Raw genomic sequence first — 7512 nt, 5'->3', positions numbered from 1 at the left:
ATAAGCCCGCCGGCGTTCCCTGTTGTACTGAAGTGTGCGAGCCTTCGGGAACCTTGGATCGCTGCCATGAGTCTTTCTTTATCATTCTTATTTTGATAAAGAGTTATAATTGAATAGCGGGAGCTTTTGTATTTTGATAAAGATTTATAATTGAATAGCGGGAGCTGTTTCTTTTTGTTTTCTCTTCTTGAAAATCTTAGAAGATTATTTATGTTCAAGCCGCATGTAGGGGAGAAAAACATTTCCTATCCGGTATGTTTTGATAAAAGGAGGTTTTTAGGTTATGGAACATGAACACGGCCCTGATTGTTGTTGCGGAGAATCAAACACGCTCACAATCGAATTCGATGATGATACATCTGTTGAATGTGAAATTCTCGGGACATTTGAAGCAAACGGTAAGGAATACATCGCATTGCTGAAACAAGACGGATCCGAAGACATTTTGATTTACGGATTTAAAGAACACGAAGATGATGTTGAATTAATTGATATCGAAGACGAGGAAGAATTCCAAAAAGCAGCAGATGTTTTGGATGAATTGCTCGACGATGAATCTTAAAAATGAATTAATTTAATAATTTCATCTCTTTCTTCTTTTTGAATTGAATTTTTGATTATTTTTGCATCCGGATTTATTTGCCGAATACTTTCAGAAATTAAATTCAATTCTTTTTCATCAATTAAATCCGTTTTATTCAATACAATTACTTCCGAGACGGCTATTTGATCAAACGTTATTTTCTTTTTCTCTTTTACGTTTTTAAAAAAGCGTGAACAATCAATTAAAGTAAAAAGCGGGGCAAATTGACATTCTTCAGATCCGGATTTCAATGACATCTTATTGAGTTCATCCTTTACAACAAGCGGTGAAACTGTTTCCTTAGGCTCAATCAACAAAATATCCGGGTGAACGCGGTCAAGTAATTGTTCAACAGCCGCTGACATAACTTCTTTTAAATTACACGTGACACAAGCTGTTGTAATTTCTTTTGTATCCATATCATATCCTAACAAATCACCGTCAATTGTTTCTTCGCCGACTTCATTTGTAAAATATGTAACAACTTTTCCGTCGGCAGCGTAATGTTTTCCGATTTCTTTAATCAAAGTCGTCTTGCCGCTTCCTAAAAATCCGCCGATAATTACAATTAACGTTTCATCTTTATTTTGATTGTTTATCGTTGTCATTCTTTAACCATGTGAATATTGTTTTTCAAATTAAAAATCCCTCCGTTTCTTTTAAATACTAAAAAACCGTTTAAGAATCTCTCTTATAGGGGGGTCTTATCGCCAACGTGGCAGAGCGGCTATGCGTTCGCCTGCAGAGCGAATCTACTTCGGTTCAAATCCGGACGTTGGCTTTTTTTATTTTTCTTATTCTATCTATTTTTTGAGAAGTTGCGCTCTTATTTTATTATTCTCTATGAATAAGAAAAAATGAAAAAATAATTTTAAAATTAAAGGAAATATTTAAAAAAAGAAATCAGCTGGAAAGCGATAAAATCGCTTCAGCCAAATCACCGTTGTTTTCTTCAAGTGCTTTTTTCGCTTCTTCTTCAGAAACGCCGGTCTGTTCGCAAACCAAACGAACATCCTCATCCGGAATGACCAGTTCTTTGGGTGCTTTTCTGACATCACCGTTAATTTGGTAAGTGTCAACGCCTTGCGCTGTCATAATTGAAATTGACGGATTGTCAATGATAATATCGCCGTCTGTTGTTTTAATAATCACTTGTTCTGCATTATTGATTTCGCTCATCTCAATGCCGAGCTGTTTCATCATTCCTTGCATTTTCTTCGGATTCATTCCGCCGCGTCCGCCGCCCATTCCCGGAAACATAATTCTCACCTGAATATGAATATATATGAATATAATTATCTGATTCTGAAATTAATAAAATAAAAAAGACACGATATCACAGCGAAAAGCTGTGTTCGTGCTGATATTCTGTTCTGTTCAATTAATGGCAGCCGGCACATCCGCCGCCGCATGCTTCTGCTGTCGGATCTTCAACAACAAAGCCTGTTCCCATTTCGTTGTCAATGTAATCAATGACTAAATTTTCAACGGTTTTTTCAAGTTCTGTGTCGTAAATCACTTTGGTTGCGCCGATTTCAGCGGTTTTGTCGGCTTCGCCGATTTTGTCTTCCAAAGCTAAGCCAAAAGACGGACCGCCGCATCCGATGCCTGCAATAAAGACACGGAGATAGTGATCCTTTTTATTTTGTTCAGCCAATACATCATTTAAAGCAGCGACAGCTGCATCCGTAATTGTTAACATGTTTTTCTCCTCTGTTTTTTATTTTATATTGAAAGTTCATTCAATAAAGAACATAGCGGCGAATCAGATATAAATCCTTTTGCAACTTTTTCATTTGTCATTTTAAATTAAACAAATTCAGCACCGTCATCGGCCGGGTTTGTTAACGGTTGGCCGTTGTACGCGTTCAGTTCCAAAGCCGCTTTTTTACCTTGTACTTCCCAAATGGACGCAAAGACTTGTGTCACTTTTATTTCAAAGTCCTTTTCCTGCGGGCGGAAAGTTTTGTTTTGGTAAATAATGGACTGCGCATCCATATCATTGGATTTAATTTCCTGTGTATGCTTGCGCTTCAATTGTTCCAAAATGACTTTTTGAGCTTCCTCTTTTGTCATCTTCGGCTGCTTCATGACATATTCAATGTCGGGAATCACGGTTTGTGTGCCGATGTCACCGAGTTCAATGTCATCTTCGTTGCCGTTGACGGCGTTGTAAAGACCTTCGCCCGATGCCGCCATCTTGACATGGTCGCTTCCGATTTTTCGGTCCACTTTCAGTGTATAAGTGTATTTCCAGTAAGGAACAAACTTCAAAACAACATCTTTGACTTCACCGAATGAAGACTTGCCGGCTGCGGCCGCGCGCTCAATCGGCATGTTGATTGCAGATGCGCGAATGCCAAGCGTTTCTTTTTTGTCGGCGTGGAATCTTTCAGGTTCCGGCTCAGGAATGTCGTAGGATTGCGGCAAAGGACGGTCTGCTTCAATATATTCCGATTCTCTTCGGGAGGATGTTTGCGCGCTGAATATCGCGGCTGTATAATCTTCCTCAGGTGCCTCAAAAATGTCGCTGAAATCATAATTTTCAATCGGCGCATGTGCTTCTGTATGATCTTTTTCATAAAACTCCGGCAAAACACCACTGGCCGGGTTTTTCGAATTGGCAAAAGCGCTTACAGGATCAAAGTTTTTTTTTTGATCTAAAAGAGATTCCAAACAGTAGTTGCCGACGACGCTTTCTAATGTTTCGCGGCTTAAATTGGCAACCATAAACGCGCCGACATAGCGGGCAAGCGCGTCTCTGTCCCAAATCATCACGCCGGTATCTTCCGCGTATCTTTGAACGGTTTCCTCGCCGCCTTTGATTTTCTTAGTCGTGATGTAAAGGCTGTTTTTGCCGTTTGCCTGCTGCGTAAACCGCTCAAGCGTATTCAAATTGCCTTCAATATCGCATTTCACCCAGATTTCATAATCCTGGCGTTTGCCGACAATATCGCAGAACGTGCCTTCGCTCGTTTCATACCCGTAAGATTTAAACATTTCCAAAAGGAGTCGCGTTAATTCCTGTTTCATATTTCTGTTCTCAAATCTTTAATTGAAATAAATTAATGGAAAATAATGAAATAAACATATGTGAAATAATAACTAGTAAACACATTTTATTATAAATACATTCAGTCATATACGAATCGGGTAATTCATTCAACTATCTCGGTATACTCGGAATTGACTCAATTATACGTCTTATCTATCTTGTCATACCGGTCGGGTAATAATCAATCATTAGAAACGTATATATTTTTTGAAATGACTATTTCCTTTATTGTGCACTCAAAATTTTGCCGAAAGTTCTCGGCAAATTATGATGTACCTCTTTCATTCGATTGGTTTTTATCAATTTTGAATGGTAAACAATTTCCCGGAGGGATTAATTATCGCTTTAAATGATATCATGGAAACTGCTGTTCCTTATACAAATTGGCAGGTTTCCGACGTTATATTTGCAATTATCGTGTTGATTGCGGCATTCATTGTCGCCCGTATTTTGGTCAGTGTTTTCAAACGTCTCTTAAAACGCACAAAAATTCCGGAATTGGCGGCCAGCTTTTTGGTTCAGCTCATCACGGCACTTTTGTATGTTGCTGTTTTGCTGGCATTCTGTTCGGCGCTCGGCATTACAGTCGGGTCTATCATCCTTGGTCTTTCAGCCGTCATCGGTTTGATTTTGGGCTTTGGTATGCAGGACACATTAACCAATTTAGGCGCAGGTGTTTGGCTCGCTGTTTTAGAACCCTTTAAAAAAGATGATTACATCACGGTTTCAGGCCAAACCGGTTATGTCAAAGAAGTCGGTCTCATGTCAACTGAATTGATTACACCCGACAACACTTACATCATGCTCCCGAACAAAATGGTTTGGAACAGCGCGATTGTAAACATGTCGCATTTGCCGACACGCCGCTTTGAAGTTGCCATGTCATTCGCTCTTCTCGGCGACGCTGACAGCACAATCCGCGCCGTCATGGATGTTTTGAAAAAGAATCCCGAGGTTCTTCAAACCCCTGAGCCGAAAATTTATATTTCGAATTTAACGGCAGACACCGTTGATCTTCAGATTCGCGCCTGGGCCGGAACCGAAGACGTCGGTACGATGGCAACGACTGTTAAAGAAGAATTACTTCGTGAATTCGACGACAAAAAATAATTTTACAGAAAAAAATTGTTGAATTTGACTGACAAAAGTTAAGTCGAATTTGACGACAAAAAGGAAATGTTGATTTATTCAATATTTCTTTTTTTAATCATTTTTCCTTAATTTATTGTTTAATTATTATTCATTTTTTTTAATTGTCGTTTAATTGTTCTTTGTTTGTTATTATCATTTTTTTTATTTGTCATTGCGCCATTTTTCTGTTTTCTCTCTTTTGAGTGTCTCGCCGTATTCTTTTTCACTTTTCATTTTCACCCAAATGATTTATATACACCCACCTGTAAAGTTTGAAATTGGTAACATTTATAGATGATAAATGTTGGTGATAAATCATGAAGATTGCAATTTTAGGAGGAACCGGTAATATCGGCAAAGGCTTTGCGCTCCGTTGGGGACAAATCCACGATGTTATTGTCGGCTCAAGGGAAAAAGAGAGAGCACAAGAAGCAGCAAATGAATATGCCGCTTTCTTGAAAGAGAGATCATTACCCGCAAAAATTACGGGCGATGAAAATAAAGCCGCGACGGAAGCCGCTGACACTGTTGTAATTGCTATTCGCTATGATCAGATTCCGTCCGTTATGGAACACATTAAACCGGCACTTTGCAACGGACAGACCGTTTTATCCGTTGTCGTTCCGATGATTAAAGACCGCTGCTACCTCAACATGGGAACAGAACCGGTCAAAATCGAAGTCGACCCCGAAGAATACAATGCGGATTACTTCTGCTACGCTGTTCCGAAAACAGGCAGCGCCGCAAAAGAAATTCAGGCTCTTCTTCCGCCGGGAATCGACTTGGTTGCTTCATTCCACAACGTTTCTGCAAAACGCTTGGAAGACTTTGACAAAGACATGGATTTGGATATCGCTGTCTGCGGCAACAACAAACAGACAAAAGACGTCATCATGCAGCTTGTCCGTGACATTCCCGGCTTGAACCCCGTTGATGTCGGTCCGCTTGAAGCCGCCGCACTGACCGAGCCGATTACGCCGCTCTTGCTCAACGTTGCAAAAATGAACAAAGAGTTGCGCCACGCAGGCATTAAGTTTACTTAAAAAATCGTTCGCTTCGCTCACGATTTTTCAGGGGCGAGGGGGAGGGCGGTGTTTGCAGAAAATTTGCTCACTTTGTTCGCAAATTTTTATGGCTTCGCCGTCAATCGTGGGCGGTGTTTGTGAAACGCTTCGCGTTTTATGGCTCTGCCTACGATTTTATAGGGTGTTTATTTAAAATCGCTGTGCGATTTTATGCGGCTTCGCCGCGGCAATACCGTGCCTGGGGGCACTTTTTGAGAGGGTGCCGCGCGCGAATGCATCATTTTTTCGGGTTTCGAAAAAACGAAGATTCGGTTTGATCTTTTTTTTGCTGTGATTCGTTTGTCATGGTGCAAAATTTTATACTTGTAACTGGTTTATATTTGTAAATTTAATTTTTAATTTAGAGAGTGTTGATTATGGCTCAATTTACAACTATTTCAGAAATTCTTGAAGCCGTTAAAGAAGAGGAACTTGATTTTATCAGATTCCATTTTTCAGATGCTGACGGGGTTTTCAAAGAACTCGATGTTCCTCCCGCGCTTCTTGAAAGTGCTTTTTCAAAAGGTTTGCCGTTTGATAATTCCGTTGGCGGCACTTTCAAGCCGACCGGCTCAGATTTGATGCTTAAGCCTGACCCGCGAACGTTTTCCATTTTAGATTACGGGAGACAAAATTATGGGCGCGTCGTTTGCGAATTAACTTTCCTTGACGGGCAGCCTTTTGACGGCTGTGTCAGAAGTGCTTTAAAATTATTCGTTCGCAAAATTTACCAAGCCGGCTACACTTTTTCGGTGTCTTCTTCCCTCAGTTTTTATCTCTTTGACGCTTCCTTTGTGGCATCAGGCGAATCCTTTTCTCCAAGTCCTGAAACTATTATGAAAACAGAAGCTGTCAAGCGTGAAATTCTCTCGGCCCTTAATGTTGCCGAAATTGATATTGTTTCCCTGCGCCAAATGCATCAGGGGGGGCCGATCTCAATTGTCTTCAAAGAAGGCAGCGTTCTTCGAACGGCCGACAACATTATGACGGCGAAATATCTCGTCACCGATGTCGCGCGCCGCCACAATTTACATGCCTCTTTCATGCCGAAACCGGCAACAACAATGGAAGGCCTGACAACAACATTCGGGTTCACGCTGATGAAAGACGAATTCAATGAATTCTATCATCCCGATCAGGAAATGATGATTTCAGACAAAGCCCGCGGATTTATTGCCGGAATTTTCAAACACATCCGCGCGATTTGCGCCGTCACCAATCCGACCGTTAATTCTTACAAAAGAATTGTTCAAAAAGGAAAGGCGCCTTATTATGTTTCATGGTCTGCGGTTGACCGTCATTCCCTCATCCGCCTGCCGTCTTCTCGCGGGCGCGCAACAAGAATCGAAGTTCAAAATGCCGATTCATCCTGCAATCCGTATCTCTCGCTCTTGGTTTTAATCGCGGCCGGCATTTCAGGCATTGATGATAATTTAAAGACGATTCCTGCGGTCAATTTTGAAACGCACGATTATTCCGAATCCGAAAAACAGGCGCTTTCCGCAGGAACGCTTCCGAACACATTGCGTGAGGCACTGCTTGCGTTTAACAACGACGCTTTGATTCGGGAAGCGCTCAGCGATTCAATTTCTTCCTCCATCTATCAAACAGGAATATTTGAATGGAGCGATTATATCGGCTGTGTTCATACGTGGGAACTTGAAAAATACTTATAATCT

Annotated in this window: 8 protein-coding genes and 1 tRNA gene; 5 read left to right on the top strand and 4 right to left on the bottom strand. The window is 40.9% G+C overall.

What is annotated here, in order from left to right; all coding sequences use genetic code 11:
* Window positions 1-283 precede the first annotated feature (283 nt).
* Complete coding sequence (locus C7391_RS04420) at window positions 284-562, top strand: DUF1292 domain-containing protein (RefSeq protein ID WP_133517343.1); 279 nt, start codon at window positions 284-286, stop codon at window positions 560-562.
* Here C7391_RS04420 and C7391_RS04415 read toward each other — a convergent pair.
* Complete coding sequence (locus tag C7391_RS04415; RefSeq protein ID WP_133517342.1) at window positions 559-1191, bottom strand: GTP-binding protein; 633 nt, start codon at window positions 1189-1191, stop codon at window positions 559-561. The two genes, C7391_RS04420 and C7391_RS04415, sit on opposite strands and share 4 nt — an antisense overlap.
* A gap of 101 nt (window positions 1192-1292) precedes the next feature.
* Here C7391_RS04415 and C7391_RS04410 point away from each other — a divergent pair.
* Window positions 1293-1364, top strand: a tRNA-Cys gene (locus C7391_RS04410).
* Between the two features lie 122 nt (window positions 1365-1486).
* On the opposite strand, the gene C7391_RS04405 is transcribed toward C7391_RS04410, so the two are convergent.
* The 3 genes from C7391_RS04405 to C7391_RS04395 all read right to left on the bottom strand — a co-directional run bounded on the left by C7391_RS04405 (window position 1487) and on the right by C7391_RS04395 (window position 3616).
* A complete protein-coding gene (locus tag C7391_RS04405; protein ID WP_133517341.1) occupies window positions 1487-1843 on the bottom strand; it encodes a nascent polypeptide-associated complex protein in 357 nt (118 codons plus the stop codon).
* A 121-nt stretch (window positions 1844-1964) separates the two neighbouring features.
* Entirely contained in the window at window positions 1965-2285 is a 321-nt protein-coding gene (locus C7391_RS04400; protein ID WP_133517340.1) for a HesB/IscA family protein, read from the bottom strand.
* A 107-nt stretch (window positions 2286-2392) separates the two neighbouring features.
* Window positions 2393-3616 carry a hypothetical protein gene (locus tag C7391_RS04395; RefSeq protein WP_133517339.1) on the bottom strand — a complete coding sequence of 408 codons (1224 nt, stop codon included), beginning with the start codon at window positions 3614-3616 and terminating at the stop codon, window positions 2393-2395.
* A 331-nt stretch (window positions 3617-3947) separates the two neighbouring features.
* Between C7391_RS04395 and C7391_RS04390 the strand changes: the two genes are divergently transcribed.
* The 3 genes from C7391_RS04390 to C7391_RS04380 all read left to right on the top strand — a co-directional run bounded on the left by C7391_RS04390 (window position 3948) and on the right by C7391_RS04380 (window position 7509).
* On the top strand, window positions 3948-4748 hold the full coding sequence (locus tag C7391_RS04390; RefSeq protein WP_133517338.1) for a mechanosensitive ion channel family protein: 801 nt from the start codon (window positions 3948-3950) through the stop codon (window positions 4746-4748).
* A gap of 338 nt (window positions 4749-5086) precedes the next feature.
* Window positions 5087-5812 carry an NAD(P)-binding domain-containing protein gene (locus C7391_RS04385; protein WP_133517337.1) on the top strand — a complete coding sequence of 242 codons (726 nt, stop codon included), beginning with the start codon at window positions 5087-5089 and terminating at the stop codon, window positions 5810-5812.
* Window positions 5813-6210: 398 nt separating this feature from the next.
* Window positions 6211-7509, top strand: a complete 1299-nt coding sequence (locus C7391_RS04380; RefSeq protein ID WP_133517336.1) for a glutamine synthetase family protein — start codon at window positions 6211-6213, stop codon at window positions 7507-7509.
* Window positions 7510-7512 lie beyond the last annotated feature (3 nt).

The sequence above is a fragment of the Methanimicrococcus blatticola genome, from assembly GCF_004363215.1.
In the GTDB taxonomy this organism is placed as follows: Archaea; Halobacteriota; Methanosarcinia; order Methanosarcinales; family Methanosarcinaceae; genus Methanimicrococcus; species Methanimicrococcus blatticola.
Note: the sequence above shows the minus strand (reverse complement) of the source record. Positions and strands in the feature narration are given on the sequence as shown.

Excerpts from the sequence above, each read along its gene's own strand:
- C7391_RS04400 (WP_133517340.1), bottom strand. The coding sequence starts at position 2,285 with ATGTTAACAATTACGGATGCAGCTGTCGCTGCTTTAAATGATGTATTG.
- C7391_RS04415 (WP_133517342.1), bottom strand. The coding sequence starts at position 1,191 with ATGACAACGATAAACAATCAAAATAAAGATGAAACGTTAATTGTAATT.
- C7391_RS04420 (WP_133517343.1), top strand. The coding sequence starts at position 284 with ATGGAACATGAACACGGCCCTGATTGTTGTTGCGGAGAATCAAACACG.
- C7391_RS04395 (WP_133517339.1), bottom strand. The coding sequence starts at position 3,616 with ATGAAACAGGAATTAACGCGACTCCTTTTGGAAATGTTTAAATCTTAC.
- C7391_RS04380 (WP_133517336.1), top strand. The coding sequence starts at position 6,211 with ATGGCTCAATTTACAACTATTTCAGAAATTCTTGAAGCCGTTAAAGAA.
- C7391_RS04405 (WP_133517341.1), bottom strand. The coding sequence starts at position 1,843 with ATGTTTCCGGGAATGGGCGGCGGACGCGGCGGAATGAATCCGAAGAAA.
- C7391_RS04385 (WP_133517337.1), top strand. The coding sequence starts at position 5,087 with ATGAAGATTGCAATTTTAGGAGGAACCGGTAATATCGGCAAAGGCTTT.
- C7391_RS04390 (WP_133517338.1), top strand. The coding sequence starts at position 3,948 with ATGGTAAACAATTTCCCGGAGGGATTAATTATCGCTTTAAATGATATC.